The 17,025-nt window shown below is 52.1% G+C and carries 12 protein-coding genes and 1 pseudogene; 4 read left to right on the top strand and 9 right to left on the bottom strand.

Annotated features, from left to right (window positions below; genetic code table 11):
- Window positions 1–277: 277 nt before the first annotated feature.
- The 6 genes and pseudogenes from K3T82_RS37840 to K3T82_RS37815 all read right to left on the bottom strand — a co-directional run bounded on the left by K3T82_RS37840 (window position 278) and on the right by K3T82_RS37815 (window position 6,112).
- Complete coding sequence (locus K3T82_RS37840; RefSeq protein ID WP_220198683.1) at window positions 278–685, bottom strand: DoxX family protein; 408 nt, start codon at window positions 683–685, stop codon at window positions 278–280.
- A 131-nt stretch (window positions 686–816) separates the two neighbouring features.
- Window positions 817–1,643, bottom strand: a pseudogene (locus K3T82_RS50460) (SMP-30/gluconolactonase/LRE family protein).
- Window positions 1,644–2,123: 480 nt separating this feature from the next.
- Window positions 2,124–3,518, bottom strand: coding sequence for a mercuric reductase (locus K3T82_RS37830; RefSeq protein ID WP_220198682.1), 1,395 nt, complete (start codon window positions 3,516–3,518; stop codon window positions 2,124–2,126).
- A 29-nt stretch (window positions 3,519–3,547) separates the two neighbouring features.
- Window positions 3,548–4,345, bottom strand: coding sequence for an alpha/beta fold hydrolase (locus K3T82_RS37825; protein ID WP_220198681.1), 798 nt, complete (start codon window positions 4,343–4,345; stop codon window positions 3,548–3,550).
- Window positions 4,346–4,441: 96 nt separating this feature from the next.
- A complete protein-coding gene (locus K3T82_RS37820; protein ID WP_220198680.1) occupies window positions 4,442–5,296 on the bottom strand; it encodes a PrsW family intramembrane metalloprotease in 855 nt (284 codons plus the stop codon).
- A 216-nt stretch (window positions 5,297–5,512) separates the two neighbouring features.
- A complete protein-coding gene (locus tag K3T82_RS37815; protein WP_220198679.1) occupies window positions 5,513–6,112 on the bottom strand; it encodes a hypothetical protein in 600 nt (199 codons plus the stop codon).
- 1,147 nt (window positions 6,113–7,259) lie between these two features.
- On the opposite strand from K3T82_RS37815, the gene K3T82_RS37810 reads away from it, so the two are divergent.
- Entirely contained in the window at window positions 7,260–8,429 is a 1,170-nt protein-coding gene (locus tag K3T82_RS37810) for a sigma-70 family RNA polymerase sigma factor (RefSeq protein ID WP_220198678.1), read from the top strand.
- Between the two features lie 152 nt (window positions 8,430–8,581).
- Here the strand turns inward: K3T82_RS37810 and K3T82_RS37805 are convergent, their stop codons facing one another.
- A complete protein-coding gene (locus K3T82_RS37805) occupies window positions 8,582–9,469 on the bottom strand; it encodes a heme NO-binding domain-containing protein (protein ID WP_220198677.1) in 888 nt (295 codons plus the stop codon).
- A 782-nt stretch (window positions 9,470–10,251) separates the two neighbouring features.
- Between K3T82_RS37805 and K3T82_RS37800 the strand changes: the two genes are divergently transcribed.
- Window positions 10,252–10,947, top strand: coding sequence for a YjbE family putative metal transport protein (locus tag K3T82_RS37800; RefSeq protein ID WP_220198676.1), 696 nt, complete (start codon window positions 10,252–10,254; stop codon window positions 10,945–10,947).
- A 228-nt stretch (window positions 10,948–11,175) separates the two neighbouring features.
- On the opposite strand, the gene K3T82_RS37795 is transcribed toward K3T82_RS37800, so the two are convergent.
- Entirely contained in the window at window positions 11,176–13,929 is a 2,754-nt protein-coding gene (locus tag K3T82_RS37795; protein ID WP_220198675.1) for an amino acid permease, read from the bottom strand.
- 590 nt (window positions 13,930–14,519) lie between these two features.
- Between K3T82_RS37795 and K3T82_RS37790 the strand changes: the two genes are divergently transcribed.
- Both K3T82_RS37790 and K3T82_RS37785 read left to right on the top strand, forming a co-directional pair.
- The gene (locus tag K3T82_RS37790; protein WP_220198674.1) at window positions 14,520–15,785 is read left to right on the top strand and encodes an MFS transporter; all 1,266 of its coding nucleotides are present in this window, start codon (window positions 14,520–14,522) and stop codon (window positions 15,783–15,785) included.
- A 133-nt stretch (window positions 15,786–15,918) separates the two neighbouring features.
- Entirely contained in the window at window positions 15,919–16,539 is a 621-nt protein-coding gene (locus tag K3T82_RS37785; protein WP_220198673.1) for a LysE family translocator, read from the top strand.
- 198 nt (window positions 16,540–16,737) lie between these two features.
- Here the strand turns inward: K3T82_RS37785 and K3T82_RS37780 are convergent, their stop codons facing one another.
- Complete coding sequence (locus tag K3T82_RS37780) at window positions 16,738–16,959, bottom strand: hypothetical protein (protein ID WP_220198672.1); 222 nt, start codon at window positions 16,957–16,959, stop codon at window positions 16,738–16,740.
- Window positions 16,960–17,025: the final 66 nt, after the last annotated feature.

The following is a 17,025-nucleotide window of genomic DNA, read 5'->3' as shown; positions in this document are numbered from 1 at the left end:
AACCTGTTATCCGCTCAGCACATAGCATCCTTAGCGAAATAAATATGGATAACTACATGAGCTTGGGGAAATTGCAGAGCAGAGCAAAGCAAGCATCTATGGGGAGTATTCTACGGGAGTCATTTACGACGAGGAAGAGAGAAAGAGGGACAATTTACATAGCAAAGAGGGTTATAGGCCCTTACATATGCGAAGTGGTGGAGGAAAACCTCCACCACTGCTTGAAATCGCCTAACCGTCATGGCTTGAGCCCGGAAAGTTCGTGCGCTGGCTCACGCTAGCGGCGGGGCAAGATCAAAGCGCGTAGCCGCTTGTCACGCAGGTAGAGGCCACCCCAGATGAAGAGGGCCACATAGACAGGGAAAAGGACATTGCCAAAGAGGGAGAGTTCCAGGCGCAGGTTCGTCGCAATCGCCCCACCTAGATAGCCCGTCAGCAGGACTGCGCCGAGGAATGAGGTCTGGGGAATCGCGTAGAGGATAACGCAGACAAGCAGGATGGTACCCATGACTGGAGCAAGGCCCGCCGGGATGCCGAGTTGCGTGGTCGCCTCTACAACAGTAGGAAGCTGTATGATATGGGTCACGGCATCAAAAAACAGAAACAAAATGGGCAGAGCAGACAAGACGCGCCCGGTCCAAAGCATGGCCTTTGAGTTTGATACAGTCTGTGTAGCTGCTTGCATGATCGTTTTCTCCTCACAACTTTCTTTATGCCAGATATTTACTTTCAGATAACTCAATCGCTTCTATATAACTATTCCTTCCGGCTTCACCAAAAGCGGTAACGAAAATCTCTTTTTTATCCACTCCCCGTCTATGGATACCCCGCACCCGGCGCGGGTGCATGGAGAGTGAGAACCTGGCCCGTTCGCGCCTGGTCATCCATGTGCTCAAACCCGCTCCACTCAGCAGCCAGCATGAACAAAGTATGCTTGTCTTCTCCTCCAAGCATACATGCGAAGCAGCCACGATCAAGCTTGATCGTCTGCAAAACCTCACCACCTTCTCTCACCCATACACAACACTTATTAGGGACATCACCATACCAGACAGCGCCCTCTGCGTCGAGGCAGATACCATCGGGTGCCGCATTATCGAGCGCGGCCCAAACTCGCCGACCTGACAGCCTACCATCCCCATCTATGGTGAAGGCTGTAAGACAACTCCCATGAGACTCGGCAACTATGAGCGTCCCATTATCGGGTGTCATAGCCATCCCATTCGCAAAAGCGATGTTGTCCGCCACCTGCCGCACCGACCCATCGGGAGTGACCAGCGCGATGATCCCAGGAGCGTCAAAGCCCCCCCATTGACATAGATATTGCCACGACCATCTACAACAATCTCGTTCCAGAGGCTAGCAAGGTGGCTTAGATCAGCATGAGTCACCAGTTCTCCGCTCGACTCCTGACGCAGGAGCCGTCCTTCGCGTCCCGAGACGACAAGCAAGCTCCTATCTGGCAACCAATCAATGCAGAAGGGAAGTGTGGACGGCACGCGAGCCATGACTTCGCTCTTACCCTCCATATCCACAGCGACAATATCCTGTGTACCCCAGTTAGAAAACCACAGACGACCCTCATGCCAGCGCGGCGACTCGCCAAATCCAAGGCCAGTCAACAAGATTCGCGGTTCAGGCATTTGCAAGCTCCTTCTATATTAAGCAAAAATCGTAAAGGATCTCAGTTCCTCTCATTCCGCTTGCATCTTGCAGGTAGAGATAGTATACGGGAAACCGCTCTAAAAAACTTCTTCCCACTTGCTCTCCTACAAAACTTTGGAAATAACCTGGGCGTTTCGGGCGGTCGCCGCTTGAGCCGGTGTCTAATGGTGAAACGATGAGTATCTTTCTCGGATATTAAGGCGTGGCATCCTTGGATGCTTGGAAGGGAACGACACATCAGTCACACTGTTTGTTCCGGCACCCCTTATCGAGACCTGGATGGAATTACACATCAACAGCAGAGGAGAACGAACCATGGCTCGGATCACGCCCATCGAACTTCCAGCTTCAGGAGGGGTTAGCACTGGAGCAGGTCATTTATCAATAAGTACTTCGTACACAAATCACGAAGGGGCCAGCGCGTGACGACGCGCTGGCCCCTTCGTGATTTGATATGGCTAATCCTCGAACATGCCAAAGAGATTGTTGAGGGCTTCAGAGAGGTTAGGGTGAGAGAAAGTTGCATCGCGCAGCGCGGTATAGGGTAGTTTGCCCATCATGGCGATTTGCAAACAGGCCATGACCTCGCCGCCCTCGATGCCCAATATCGCCGCGCCCAGAATCTGATCCGTATCTTTATCGACGATAGCTTTCATGAGACCTCGCGTCTCATCCGTCTCTAACGCGCGCGCGACATAGGTCATAGGCATCTTCGCCACGCGAATCGCACGCCCCTGCGCACGCGCCTCCTCCTCAGTCAGGCCCACACGCCCAAGCTGTGGATCAATAAAGACCGTATAGGGAACCATACGATTATGAATACTGGCACTGCCATGCTCTAGCAGATTGGTCTTCAGAATGCGATAGTCGTCATAGGAGATGTGCGTAAAGGCCGGTCCACCCTTTACATCACCGATGGCATAAATGCCAGGTACATTAGTCTCCAATGCATCATTGACCTGTATACACCCTTGCTTGTCCATGTTGACGCCTGTAGCGGCAGGATTGAGCACGTCGGTATTGGGAACACGCCCGGAGGCGAGCAGAAGATGTGAGCCAATGAGCGTGCGCGTGCCATCTGGCGTCTTGACTGAGAGGTGAATGCGACCCTCGGCGTCCCGCTCAACGTGTGTAGGAATGGTCTGCAACAGGACCTCGATATCATCCTCGCGCAGAATCTTTTCCACCTCATCCGTGACATCCTTATCCTCGCGCGCGAGCACCTGCTTACCTCGATGCACCACCGTCACATTGCTACCAAAGCGGCGGAACATCTGCCCAAACTCCAGCCCAATATAGCCTCCACCCACAACGATCAGATGTTCTGGAACTGTATCCAGTTCCATGATTGAGGTTGAATCGAGCGTAGGCACCCCATCCAATCCTTCGATATCGGGATGTGCTGGTCGCATCCCCGTATTAATAATGATGGTATCAGCCGTGATTTCACGCTCTCCGCCATCGTTAAGCTTCACACGCAGGCGCTTGGGACCAGTAAAACTGGCTTCACCCATGAGCAGATCCACTCCGGAACCAACCAGGCGGTTCTCACTACCAGAGCGAAAGCTCTCTACGATATCGCGCTTGCGTTTGCGCACAACGGACATATCTATACTGAGAGGGCCAGTACTCACACCGTAATCATCGGCTCGACGCGCGAGATAGGCCACCTTCGCGCTGGCAACCATCGTCTTTGTTGGTGTACATCCCTCATTCACGCAAGTTCCGCCGACATGCTCACGCTCGATCATAGCGACCTTCTTTTTGCCGCCCTCCACTAGCGCGGACGACAATGGACCTCCACCCTGTCCCGCGCCAATCACTATCGCATCATAAACCTGTATATCTGCCATACATGCCTCTCTTTCTTCCTTAAAATGATTTATAGCTCTCGTAAGAAGGTCTCAGCAATCTTCCGCCACTCGTGCGCGTGGCTGAGATGTAGCATATGCCCAGCTCCGGGGATTCGCTCATGGCGTACATTGGCGTTAAGCGTCAGCATCTCACGCGCCTCCGCTTGTGGGAGATAGCCCTTCTCACCACTGACCAACAGCGTTGGACAGTGCAGGCGTGCCCACTCCTCACCATACTCACGCTGATCCTCTACAGAGGATACCATCTCCTCACCCTCAAATTGAGGCCAGTAGCCATCATCCCGCTCCTCAAGCACCTCTATCCAGGCCCTTGCTTCGGGATCATCATCGCCACCGAAATATGCTCTAGCAGCAGCCAATGAAGGAAATGGTAGGGGCCAGCCGTTCAGCCACTTGCGAATGTTCGCTGGTGTGTCAGGATCAGGATGAATGCCCGCTTCCACAACAATCAAGGTCTGCACAAGCTCTGGACGACGCGCCGCGACGAGATAGGCAATCTGCCCACCCAACGACTGACCAACCAGTACCACTGGTCCCTGACCTAATTGCTCGATCACACAAGCCGCGTCATTCACATACACATCCCGCGAATAATCGTCCAAGCCCTTACTGCTACGACCATGCCCCCGCTGATCCAGCGCGTATACATGATAGTGCTCCCTAAGCCATTGCGCCGTCTCATACCACTCATTGCCACGACCCGCCAATCCATGCAAAAGCAAAGCAGGCGCGCCATCACCTCCAAAATCTACACAACACAGGCGCGCCCCTTCATGCTTCATAACCAGGTATAACCGCTCGCTCAATGTTCCATCAAAGCCTTTCATCATTCACACTGTCAGAGGATTCGCCCCGCTTCATACTTCCCTCACGCATGATACCATATAGGAGCGTATCACCTCTTATGTTTCAGGAACCGCTGGCTCGCGCTCGGCCCCTCTATAGACCAGAAAAAGCGTACCCAGGCCGAGAATACTTATCACAATCGAAGCCAGCGAGATTGGCAGGCCCGGAGGGATAACCACGCGAATCGTATGTGGCAGACCATCCCAGCAACCATGTAGCACAACCACGAAAATGAAGGCCATAACGACTGGGAAAGTGATACGAAAACGGTGCGGTTTACTCTCTCGGAAGAGGACCGCGCCAAGAACAGCCGTCCAGGTTCCATGCCCAAAGGGCGCGATCAAGCCACGCAGAACCGTCTCCACAATCGACGCTCCCACAAAACCCTGATTATAGATGAGCGCGTTAAAGGCATAGCCTGTGCTTTCAAGAGCGGCAAAACCCATGCCCACAGCCGCGCCTAATAGCAGACCATCAATAGGCGCGTCATGGCGTATCTTGCGCGCCAATAGCATTACCGCCGCAATCTTACACCCCTCCTCGATAAGCGCGATAATCATACCGCTTCTCAAGCTGATTGGGTCATTAGGGCCAGTAGGCTTGGGCAACAGAAGCGATTCCAGAATAGACGCCCCCAGCACACCCAGCACACCACCCATAACAAAACTCTTCGCGATCATCTCTGGTGTCAATGAGGTAATCTGCTGATGATCATAGAGAAATGCCACAAAAACCACCGGAACAAGGAAGTTACCAATCACAATGACGGTTGGATAGAGGTTTGTGTTATGCGTCCAATACATGACCAGCACAGTAACGATAAAAAGCAACAAGCCTAATATCAGCACCCTGAGCCAGGAAAGTTGGCGCGCACGCGCCGGTGGATGGGGTGATTGCGATATGCCAGACATAGAAAACCTATCCTTCGAAGCCTCACGACAACCTGAGCGTGTCAGCCCTGACCACGTACGGAATGCTTGAGAGCTTCATATTATAAGCGCAGCGCTTCAGCCTGCGCCGGACTCTCAAACCCAATTGCCTTACTAGCGACATTGGCGCAACGCTTCCACTTGCGCCGGACCCCTCAAGCCCGGCAGTCCTACATGGTTGATTGCCATTGTAAGATCTCACAGCCAGGCCGTTTTAACTGGCACTTCAACGGGACTCTGGCTTCCCTGCGGCAAGTTATGCACCATCCATAGCTTGCCCATAGTTGGCATTCCCACAACCGTAGAGGAATCTGAACAACCATAATTTATACGCATCCCCCCGACCTCGCCTGTCGCCCCGGTCAAGAAGGCACAATATGCCCCATTGGAGAGGAGTAGCAGCCAGGCTCGGGTAGCCTGCCCCTTCTCAGGTATCGCCTGTGGCAGAGGTTGTGTCAAATGTACCTGAATACCCTTGCGCCCGGTCGCGGGGTTAGCATCACAGACAACAACATCGCCAGTGGGTCGCGCGTCCACCTTATCAAAGCAGGGATCATAGATCTCATTGCCAAGCGCGCAACGCCAGGCATCTACACGCGCCGTAGCCAGCGAGTTAACCCAACAATTGCCCGACGCGCTCTGATTCACATTCGCATCTGGATGGAATTGAATCACCTGCGTCGCCCCCTCCACTACTCGCGCCGCTCCTGACAAAGGTTTCATGAAACCAGCCAGACAGCCAACACAGAGTAGCAACAGTATCAGGCCCCCAATGGACCAGCGCTTCCCCTGGAGCATAGTACACCCACTCCTTTCTCATCTCGCCACACAAGCAAACAAGCAACTCTATCTCTACCTCTCAGCATACTCCTTAAGAAGAAAATCTCAGAGGTGCCGCTGCTAAAGCGACGCGGCTACATATGGTCCTCTCGCAGGCGGAGATGTCGAGGAGAATGTATATATACATTCGATACGACCTCATTCACTCTTCCCCCTATTAGATGTAGCTTATATGTAGCCGTATCGCTTACACACGCTTCACCCTCCACCAACGGCTCCATATGTAGCCGCGTCGCTTTAGCAGCGGCCCTCACCTCTTTGACCACGCATGCCCCATGCGACGTGCTCACCCCATCTTATGACACGTATGAGGAGACCAAGATGTACACACGCCTTTAATCTCTGTACCCCACGAATTATCCAGCGCTATTGCACTGGCTATGGGAGTACTATTCAAGCGCTCTGATTTTCGGAGAAGAAATTGGCCCAAAGTCCTCTAGAAATTGGCGCATATACCGATAAAGTAATGTGTTGACATTGACTATACCGAAAGGATCAGGCATCGTCGTTCTTTATAGAGGTAGAATAGAATAGTGAGATGGAATAGAGCTAGCGCTGTGATTGTTTACTATAATGAAACGTCCTGCCACATCTATCCACATTGCTGAGTAGTATTGACCTAAGACATTCCTACCAGACCTGTTGTTATATGATACCCTTACGCGTTAACATATATACCGATTTACTCACCCTCTCCCTCATACGGGCGCGGACGATAAACGAGAAGCAGAAGATTATTAGACGTCTCAAAAACCTGAGCGCGTTTAGTTTGATATGAAAACCAACGTCGCTATCGCGACTAGCGCGTACTCCTTGTACGAACATCTGAGCGCTTTGCGCTAGCTGCCGTGAAGGCAGCGCTGGTGTTCGTATCAACCAGAGCGCACTCAGGTTTTCATGCAAGGAGATCGCGCTAGCTGCCATTTAGGTGGTGTTGGCTTTTGTATAAGACGGCAGACCTCTCAAAAACCAATGTTGCCTGACAGCAGCTAGCGTTCACGCGCTCAGGTTTTTGTATTAAGAAAGACATTAAGACCGAAACTGGTATATCCACACGCACTCATTGCCTTATTTTATTGTGCGTTTACCCATAGAGGAGACTTTTATGGCAATGTTATTACGAGAAAACGAGAGAGACGCGACACGCTCACATCCTCTTCAGCGGTCTCCTTTCACAACACAACAGGTTGAAGACGAGCACGACATCCATCTGGACCTTCTCTCCGAGGATGAAGATGATGTTGAAGATGAGGACGAAGAGCAGACAGATACCGACGATCTAGATGATGAGTTGCAGGAAGATGATCCCGCGCACATTATCATGAAAGAGTCAGAGGTTCATCGCAAGAATATGCATCCCGCCGCGCTGGCTGAAGCCATGGGCGAGCCCGGTGATACCCTCGAAACCTACCTGCGTGAGATGGGCCGCGTCCCACTACTCACTGGTGAACAAGAGGTTTTTCTGGCTCAGCAGATCGAACGAGGCAAGCTTGAGTGCGAACGGGCACGCCTACTCAAGGTCGAACCAACACGCGATATCCTTGACGCTGCTCAACGCGCCCGCGAGAGCCTGACCGAGGCCAATCTACGCCTGGTCGTTAGCATCGCGCGCAAGTATATGAGTCGCGGCATGGCCCTGGCGGACTTGATTCAGGAAGGTAACGCGGGCCTGATGCTCGCCGTGGAGAAGTTCGACTATAGCCGGGGTTTTAAGTTTAGCACATACGCGACATGGTGGATTCGTCAGGCAATTAACCGCGCCATCGCCAATCAGGCGCGTACCATTCGCTTGCCCGTTCACTTCCATGAAGCGGTGAACCGTCTGCATCGCGTGAGCTCACAGCTCTTTCAGGAGCTTGGACATGAGCCATCGGCGGACGAGATCGCTGAACGTATGAATATTAGCGTCGAGACAGTCTATGATATTCTTGAAGCAGGCAAACAGCCTATTAGCCTGGAATCGCCAGTCGGGGAAGATGGTGATAGCTCGCTAGGCGACTTCGTTGAGGATCAGGACACAGCCTCACCCGCTGATATTACGACACATCATATTCTTAAAGAGCAGATCGCGGAAGTATTAGGGGAGCTAAATGAGCGCGAGCGGCGCATCATTCAGTATCACTTTGGCTTTCTGGATGGTAAGGAGCATACTCTAGCGGAGATTGGACAGAATCTGCACCTCTCGCGTGAGCGCGTGCGCCAGATCGAAGCCAAGGCCCTGCGCAAGCTCCGACAATCCTACAATAGCCGTCAGTTGAAAGACTTTCTGAACTAATTGCCTACTCTGCATCGCAGCCCCCTTGCAGCGTAGGCACATTAGGCGACATATGTAGACCTTTTCCACACAATACCAAAGAAAGGTTGTGCGTGTTGAGAACCTCTGGGTTCCCAATACACACAACCTTTCTTGCGTTATTATTTCAATTCTCAGTCATGTGTTGGGGAACGCCAGTAGAGACGCTGGGTGAAGGAATCTGGCCCCTGGTTGGCGGTACTTGAGACCAGTCCTACCTGTTGAAGCTTCGCCAGGGTCGTGAAGACTTGCGAGATATGCACGGGTCCAAGCTGCTGCTGCTTTTGATAGATTTCGGGGAAGTATGATCCCTGGTGCTGCTCTATAGCTTTTTTAATTACAAACATATCCATCGCGTTATTGGGGTTAGGTGAGAGTACCTGCAAGATCAAGTTGCTCAAGCCCTGCTTTGAGAGGCGCTCCTTCTCCTGCTTAATACGATCTGGAGTCGCGTGCTTGGCCCAGGAATCGCCCTCGAAGAGAATCTCAAAGCGGCAGACGCTATCACCTTTCTTCTGGCAGGTATGTTGTCGAATGCGCACCTTCTCTCCAAAACGCTCGGCGGCACCATAAATACAGCCTTCGAGCAGAGAGCAGAGCCTTCGATTACTCTCGTATGTCAGCATCATGTGCTTGTGATCCCCCGAGAGCACTTCGTATTCGAAGAGAGGTGGGTTGATGCCATCTGGCGTTCTCCGCATCTGCGCGTGCGCATCACGCATCTGAAGCAAGAGCTCATACCCGCTCCAGGATTGCGCCAGCAGGTAACCACACAGATATTCCACCAGGCCGTTGAGCATGAAGAAACGTCCATACTCAACCATCAATGCATCTTCCGACTCCAGGCTCATCTTGCTCGCAGTCGCTAACCCTTTAACCAGCAATTCATCGGGATAGACACGAACAATCTCAGGTAGATTCTGCTGGTTTTCGCCTATTGCGGCTCGATAGCGATCAAGAAATGGTGAGCCAAAGCGCTCACCCAGGTATTTCTCCCAAACAACAAAAATTATGCCCTTCATGGATACATCCTTATAAAAGAATAGCAGGAAACGGCTCCTGCCTTGCACTGCGTCAATGCATACGATCTCTGCGGAGATTTGGGCATGCCAGTTTTCCCTTCTTTGGGATGCTGGCTCTGGCTTGGGCTCCGTCAAGGCATTCTTCATGCCCGCTAACGATTTTAGCTCTTCTATTATTAGAAGACGACGAGTGTGAGCAATAGTAACCAAGCAGGCTAATTAAGTTGAGCATTAATACCTTATATCTAATAACACTTGAGAAGTCATCTTAGGCCTTCTTTCATAACAAATATCAAATCAAACATACAGCCATCACTGTAATTTATGTTCTTTCCAAATACATCTGAAAACGATGGTGCGCAACGCTAGTTAATTTATTGTTAAATTATCGTTAAAAGCGATATTTTACACTAGTCCTAAAATGGATCGTATGATATGCTTTGCATATAAATACTGATTACGACAGGCATTAAGCTACATTAACGCGTAGTCTGATCGTAGTCACTCCAGGTTAGTTCGTAACTGGAAATGGTTCGCGCTGTTCCTGCCAGATGCCGTCTGCGTGAGTAAGAATGCGCGCGGGGAGCAGGAGTGAGCCAGGAGATGGGGCATTACCTTATCTACTCACGAACCGCTGTCGCTGCCATTGCGCGAGGCGAACACTACGGTCAATATGACCAGATGGGAGAAACGTAAAAGAACAACTTCACGCAAGAGCCATGTAATTCAATGACAGAGCAGTTTAATGACAGTGCAGGACGAGGAAAGGCGCAAAAGTAGAAATGGATGTTGTCATTAGCTGGTTCGAAGGAATCAGTCTGGCTGGCTTGCTTCAGATCATCGTATCCGACATCGTGCTCAGCGGCGACAACGCGCTGCTGATCGGTGCCATTGCCGCCAGTTTGGAGGGTCGCCAACGGCGATTGGTCATCATCCTCGGTGGTATTGGTGCGGCTACGCTCCGCATTGCGCTGACCGCGGCGGCAACAATGCTGCTGTCCGTCCCGCTGCTCCAGGCCGGTGGCGCGGTAGCGCTTTACTACATCGCGATCAATTTGCTGAGGGAGAGGAACAAGGAGCACCACTCAGCGAAAAAGTCCGGTGGTATCATCAGCGCACTCTGGGCTGTTCTGGTCGCGGACCTGATGATGAGCATTGACAACGTGCTCGCCGTCGCAGGGATCGCCTCCGGGCATATGCCGACGCTGGTTATCGGCATGCTGGTGAGCATCGCCCTGCTGATGGTAGGGAGCACACTGGTCGCGAAGCTGATGAAGAAACTGCCCTGGCTGCTGGATCTGGCAAGCCTGTCGCTGGGGTGGACGACGGCCAAAATGCTGCTGGAAGATCCCATCATGGGGTCGTTCCTGACGCGCCACATTCCTGGCGCGCACTGGATCGTTCCGGTGGTGATCATGACGAGCATCGCGGTCGTGGACGTCGTCATACTGCGGCGTGCGCGGCGCAACAAGAAGTAACTTTATTTACGTTTCACCAGGACGGCACCTCCGAGAAATTTACTCGGGGTGCCGTTCCCTTTATCTATCTATTACAACAATACTCAAAAGATAAAAGTTTCCTTTACATAGACATAGAGCTTTCATCTACACATGAGGGAGAATTTTGAAATATTTTTCAACGACATCATTTTCTCTCTGATGATACTGTCGGGCAGATAAATTGATCCGAGGATGACCCGACGCGGTCTATCCTTCGGTGTACTGCTGAGTTGGGAGTGGGAGATTAACGGTGGGAAGCGCTGGATCGGTGAAGCGCTCGGCTCCACGCAGAGTCCTCCCAAGCGCCCATACCACCTCTATATCAAAGTATGTTCCTCCCCAGATGAGCAACCTGGCATAGGCTGCTTCCGCTGTATACGAATAGCAGGTGATGAGCGCGTCATAAGTATCAACGACGGCAAGGATGCGCGCTATCAAAGGGATCTCTGTCCGACGTAGACCAGCAGGATAGCCCGAACCATCCCAGTGCTCATGCCGTAACTGAAGCGTTCGCGCGGCGAGTGAGAAGATGTAGCCAGCTCTGGAAAGTATCCTTGCGCTGGCCTGAATATCCTCTTGTGACTCTCTTAACTCATAATTAAATATAGGAGTTATACAATACTCACGCTCATTTTGCGAGTTCAGATTTCCTATATTGTGAAGCAAGCCAGCGATGCGTATGATCAGGCTATCTTCCCCACTACATCCAATGTCCTGAGCCACATAGCCTGACAGCTTCGCCACGCGCTGCCCATGTTCATATATCTTCACATCACGCTCTTGTAGAAGCGCCAGGAGCGCTTTGAGTGTGGTTGCCTCCAATGGCAAGAGTCTATCACCATCGATGCGTGGGTCATCAGAAGATTTAGCGCTTGGTTGCTCGACATGAATGTAGTTCCTTCCTCGTGCCTTGGCACGATACATCGCACGATCCGCCGCACGCAACAGATTCTCTCCACAACAAGCGTGCTCTGGAAAAGTAACGACGCCTATGCTCACTGTGAGGTGATAACTAATTGACCTCTCCAGTTCCTCAGATATCCACTCGAACGGTCGATTCTGCATCATTAGCCGTATCTTTTCGGCGTATAATTCCGCCTTCTGGAGCGCGATCCCATGTAGTATGACAACAAACTCTTCGCCGCCATAGCGCCCGACAATCGCACGTTCACCCATGAAGTCACGTAGGCGCTCACCTATCAGGCGAAGAACAATGTCGCCTGTGCGGTGCCCAAAGTTATCATTAATATGCTTGAAATGGTCAACATCCACGAAGAGGAGTGCGCAGGGCAACTTATGAAATGCGCAGGTGGCGATAACCTTCTTTAGCTCTTTGATGATAGCGCGTTGATTAGGGAGGCCCGTAAGCGCGTCTGTGACAGCCAGATGGGCCTGCTCGCGGAAGAGCACGTCGCGCTGACGCAATAATGTCTGTTGTTGATTCGCTAGCGTACACTGGTCCTGGTAGATGTCGCGCAACTGCGTTATGAGTTCTTGCTCTTTGCGCGTCTTACACTTAAGATCCTGTGTAAGTCGCCACTGACGCGTTACCTCCGCGCATAACCAGCCAAGTACTAGCACCACACCTGTAGAGAACGCGATGAGGAAGGTCCACGACGGCATGGGAAGCATATTGGGAATCCAGGAGTAGAATAAGATAAGCACACCACCAGCAAGCGTGCTAAAAATGCCCACAATACAGAACGCGCGCACTTTAAGGCTACTGGCCTTTGACGGGATTTCTAATCTAAAAAGCGAAGTTTTCACCCTGGCTCGCTGTCCCGTCAGATTGTAGATCACTAGCCCATAGAGAAGGATAGTTGCCAGGGACCAGATCAGGGCCGCGAGCGCTTGCAGAGCAACATTGACCTGTATGCCCCGGTCCCCAATCCAGACTTCCGCGCTATCCAGGTTATACAGCATAACTCCTATGATGAGGAATATGATAAAACAGGCGCTTGTCTGGGCCAAAATGCCAATGACTGGCACTTTCCCTCGATAGATTGAAGCAAAACGCTTAGGCAGGAGCTTATCTTGCGACATGGTCATGAACATACGAGAGCAAACCTGTAAGATCGTGATGGAAACGGCGATTTGTGTTATGCTTAGCACGATTAGAACGATCAGGCCCGCTAGATCGCCAAAGCTTGTCTTAACCGTCAGGAACATCGCGTCCAGCGACTCAGCTTTCTGTTGCGGTAAAACGACCAGCACGCCAAAAGTCGCAACAATATAGGCGATTAAGAGCCATGCGCTCCCCCACCAGACGAAGCGGCTGGCCTTGGACGCTTCTTTCCGTACCTCACGCCCCATAATAAAGGGCCAGTCAGTCCCCATAAAGGCCCACATAACAATACTGAACGCTCCGATATGCCTCCAATGAGGTTGCTCTATGCGCACATTACTCAAGTTAATGCCAGGTGTGTGGCCTTGATAGAGCCAGTAGAACCCCGCCAGCCCAACAACTAGAAAGATGATGACATATAGTATGGCGCTACCAAAGAGGAGGTGCTTCAAATAGTGCAGAGGTATAAGCGCCAGAAGGGTTGTCATAAGTAATAGCCCTCCCTCACCAAGAAATGAGGAGAGTGAGTCATTAAACCATCTGGGTTCAATAGAGTGGATAAGGATAAGCGTTCCTTGCAAAGTCGTCAGGATAACACAGACTCCATAGAGACAGGTGAAGGCCCCTGTAATTTCGCCCCAGCGCGGTCCTCCCATCTTTCTGATCCAGATATAATGTCCACCATGAAAGGATAAATGACGTGCCAGCCAGCACATCACATAGGAGATGGGGATAACAAATAAAAGGCTGAGCAACCAGTAGAAGAAGGCCATAATACTCGCGCGTTGCACAACACTTACACTAAGATAGAAAAGTACGATCAGGATTAACCATGCCGTCAGATCACGTGTGCCAAGCTCGCGAGGCAACCGCCACTCTTCTTGTGAGTCTTTCATCTCTTCTATATTCATCATTTTCCTCTGTAACTCACTCATTAGTTGTGCTTATATAGATAGCAGAAACCTGGCTCTTGTTTAGGTGCGCTTAACTGGTAAAATGATGTCTCTTGTATAAGTATAGAGGTGATTCCCTCACATATTATGGCAGGCGAATAGTGACAAAGGTCCTCTCCATGCCGGGACCTTTGGGAAGGGAACCACACCACTCTCCTCCATCACGACACGCCCTTGCAATTTACGGGCATATCGGGTATGCTCGAAAGAGAAGGACGCGCCCTCGACGCGCTCCCGAACGTCTTCAAGCCGCAAGGAGGTAAGTAATCTATGCAGTTAGTTTTCACACAGGGTAATGCGTTGGATAGTGGACACGCAACCAGTGTGAGCTGACATTCCGCTCCTCTAGGACCGACCATAGAGTAACCATAGGGCACTTCTGGGCACATATGCGCCCTTAAGGTGTTCGGTTCTGTAATGCCTCCATCTCTCCCCGCATTACCCTCCCTTGTCTACCGTCATACTGTATCTTCAAAGGTCTTATGCGAAAACCAACGCACCCAGGTTTTCACATAAAGGACAAAGGGAAAGTAATGCGCAATTTCAAAGCATCTTCCATTTTTATTGCTATGAGTGGCGCGCTGTCGCTCTCATACTCCATGCTGCTCACGATTGAGTTGATATACCTGGCGAAGGTCGTGGGAATGAGTCCTTTGCAACTCATCCTGATTGGCACCTTGCAACAAACGGTATGCCTGCTTTTACAGGCCCCAACTGGCGTGCTGGCTGATATGTATAGCCGTCGCTGGGCGGTCGTGTTGGGCGTCCTGCTAATTGGTATAAGCTACCTGATTGAGGGGCTGGTACCAATCTTCACGGTTGTGCTCTCCATCCAGGTCACGCGCGGGATAGGTGTGACGCTGATGGCTGGGGCGGATACGGCCTGGATCGCGGATGAAGTGGGCGCGGACCATGCGGGTCCGGTCTATATTCGGGCCGCGCAGGTTGGTTCGCTCTGCTCGCTGGTCGGGATTGGTATCAGCATGGGGCTTGTCAGTGTGCGCCTCAACCTCCCGGTCGCGCTAGGTGGGGCGCTCATCATCGCCGTGAGCCTGATCCTGGCTCTGGTTATGCCCGAGAGGAATTTCAAGCCAGCCCCACGTGAGGAGCGCACGTCCTGGCAGCAGATGGCCTATACCCTGCGCTCAGGCATTCGCCTGGTGCGCCTGCGACCTGTATTGCTCACCGTCCTGGGGATTGGTGTCTTCGCGGGTATCTTTAGCGCGGGCTTCGATCAACTCTGGCAGTATTACTTGCTGCATGGCTTTAGCTTCCCTGTGCTGGGTGGACTGGCTTCAGAGACATGGTTCTGTATCATCGAAGCCTGCATCGTCACGACCAATTTCTGCGGAACTGAAATCGCGCGGCGCTTTGTGGATATGAAGAGTCACCGGGCGGTGGCGCTGGCTCTCTTCGTATCAGACGCGTTGATGATGGTGGGCGTGATTGCCTTCGCGTTGGCGGGTCAGTTCTTGCTAGCTCTGGCAGCCTTCTTCCTCTTCACTACGGCGGGCGGACCACGCATGTCCCTGGAACAAATCTGGATGAACCAGAATCTTGAGTCCAGTGTACGCGCAACTGTCTTCTCGCTCCGAGGACAGGTCAGCGCCATCGCGCAGATTACGGGCGGTCCGCTCCTGGGCCTACTCGCCACCCACTACAGCACGCGCGCGGCGATCCTGGTCACGGGTATCATTCTCGCGCCCGCGCTGTTACTCTACGCTCGTACAATGCGCCGTGATACGCCTCTCGCGCGACCTCTCGAACCAGAGGTCAAGGCTACCCTGCTGGAAGAGTAAGCAAAAGGTAGGCGATAAATGTTGGGCGCACAATATTTTATCGCCTACCTCTCCAACCCTCAAGCGGCTAGCAGCACTGTCTCGCCAGATCATATAATAGATCAATATACATTCATGATGGAGCTTAGAAACTATGAATTATATGGCATCACTAACCCTGCTGGCAGGTGTATGGCTGCTGGCGATCATCAGTCCTGGCCCGGACTTCGCCGCGACTGTACAGTATGCGACCGCTCGCTCACGGCGTGAGGGTATTATGGTTGCGCTCGGCATTACTAGCGCCATCGCGATCTGGATTGTTGGTAGCATGCTTGGCATGGGTATCTTGATGGCTCGTTTAAGCTGGCTCGTTGAACTTATGAGAATTGGCGGAGCGCTCTATCTGATCTACCTTGGTGTCAGATCGATCATGAGTGCTCATCGCGCTGCCCCTGAGAAGGTCGATATAGTACCACAGAAGAGCGGCCTCTCCGCCTGGAGGGTTGGCTTTATTACTAATATCAGCAATCCCAAGGCGGTTGTATTTTTTAGTAGCCTGTTCGTGGTTATTCTACCCGCTAACCCGCCGCTCTGGTTGCAAGTTGCAAGCGCCGCGCTCATGCTCGTCATGGCGGCAGGCTGGTTCTGTATTGTGGCCTGCCTCTTCTCGCTCGCGCCCATTACACGTGCCTATCGCCACACCAAGCGCTGGATCGACTACGTGACTGGCGGCATCTTTATCGCGTTAGGTATTCGCCTCGCTGTTGAGCGCTAAAAATATCGTAACCTCGTTGGAGGCTTAACAGTAGGGACGGCAGTTTTTGCGTTGAGTTTATCCAAGGCAATGATGAGGTGATGTGGCGGGAGAGAACAGCGCAGACAGTATGTTAAGGCATGCATAAAGGTTGCGAGTTCGGACCTGGGAGGGCGCATAGTAGCATGCGCCCTCTCGGACCCGAACTCGGGTGGCAGATTACTCGGGGTACTTCTGCCAGCCGTTGAACTCGCAGATCTCCTCGGCTTCCTCGTCGGTAAGAAGGATGCCGCAGTCTTCGCGAGCGATCATCTTCACACCCCGCACGCCGTCGAGCTGGGACCAACTGGTCTTATCGGACCGCATCTCGACGACGAGTGTCCCAGTCTCACGCCTCCTCTTGACCACTGCGGTGATGTGTTCAACATCAAACCTGTCCACAATATTCCCCAATTCGTGCCGGGCGTTTTTGCGCCGTATGATGAAGGAGTGGGAAATCCCGATTCT

Source organism: Ktedonospora formicarum, from assembly GCF_016587355.1.
Lineage (GTDB): Bacteria > Chloroflexota > Ktedonobacteria > Ktedonobacterales > Ktedonobacteraceae > Ktedonobacter > Ktedonobacter formicarum.
Note: the sequence above shows the minus strand (reverse complement) of the source record. Positions and strands in the feature narration are given on the sequence as shown.